We start from the raw sequence: 1120 nt of genomic DNA, 5'->3' as shown, positions 1-1120 counted from the left end.
TTGTAGAAACCGTCGATGTAGCGGCCAAGGGCGAGTTCGGCCTGCTGGCGTGAGAGGAAGGTGGTTCGCCAGACCATCTCCGTTTTGAGGGTCTTGAAGACGGTTTCGACCATGGAGTTGTCGAAGCAGTTTCCCCTGCCACTCATCGAGATGGCGATGTCTGCATCGCGCAGCATCTTTTGGTACGCGCCCGAGCAGTATTGGCTACCTCGATCGGAATGCTGCACCAGGCCCGGTGGCGGTCTGCGCAACACCAGGGCTCTTTGCAGGGCCGCCATGGGCAGTTCCTTTTTCAGCCGATCGCCCGCGGCCCAGCCAACGATCCGGCGCGAGTACAGGTCAACCACGATGGCCAGGTAGAGCCAGCCCTCTGCTGTCCAGATATACGAGATGTCGCTACCCCACTTCTGGTTCGGCCCCGTGGTCGTGAAGTCTTGATCCAGCAGGTTCGGGGCGACCGGGTTGGTGTGCTGGCTGTCGGTGGTGCGCTTGAACCGCCGCTTCTGCAGCGCCTTCAAACCGTTGTCGCGCATCAGTCGGGCCACCCGGTGGCGGCCGATCAAGAGACCCTGGGCCTTCAGCTCGGCATGCATGCGTGGACTGCCGTAGGTCTCGTTGGAACAGGCGAAGTGACCGCGAATATGAGCCAGGAAGACCAGGTCCTCCCGCTGGCGCCGGCTGGCTATCCTGCCCCTCCAGGCATAGTACCCGCTCACACTCACACCCAGAATACTGCACAGACGTGGTATCGGTGCCGTCGCCTTCTCCGCATCGACGAGCCGGAACTTCATCGACTTGTCTCCCTGGCGAAGAAGGCGGTTGCTTGTTTTAGCAGATCCCGCTCCTGCCGCAGGATCTCGTTCTCCCGCCGTAGCCGCGCCAGCTCCTTCTCCACATCCGGATGGGGGCCGGCCAGTAGCTCCGTTTCCTGCAAGCGTCGTCGCCAGTGGGTCAGCGTCGACTTGCCCACCCCGAGGTCGGCCGCCACTTCGCCCACCGTCCGCCCGCTCGTAGACAGCAGCCGGACCGCCTCCCGCTTGAACTCCTCCGTCCAGCCTCGCTGCCGTGGATCTCCCATCGCGCCCTCCAGGTCCTCATGACCTTACCTGAGCGCTCTCCA

General features: G+C 63.1%; 1 protein-coding gene. It reads right to left on the bottom strand.

All coding sequences use genetic code 11. The annotated features are described in order from the left end of the window. Positions 1-1078 (bottom strand): IS3 family transposase gene (locus ACO1BU_RS37505; protein ID WP_424140925.1). Its coding sequence is split into 2 segments (ribosomal slippage), with 1079 coding nucleotides annotated over them: positions 1-808 and positions 808-1078; the frame shifts between segments, so codons are not numbered across the junction. This gene is flagged as partial in the annotation. Between the last annotated feature and the right edge of the window lie 42 nt (positions 1079-1120).

This window comes from Roseomonas chloroacetimidivorans (assembly GCF_049629625.1).
GTDB lineage: Bacteria > Pseudomonadota > Alphaproteobacteria > Acetobacterales > Acetobacteraceae > Roseomonas > Roseomonas chloroacetimidivorans.
Note: the sequence above shows the minus strand (reverse complement) of the source record. Positions and strands in the feature narration are given on the sequence as shown.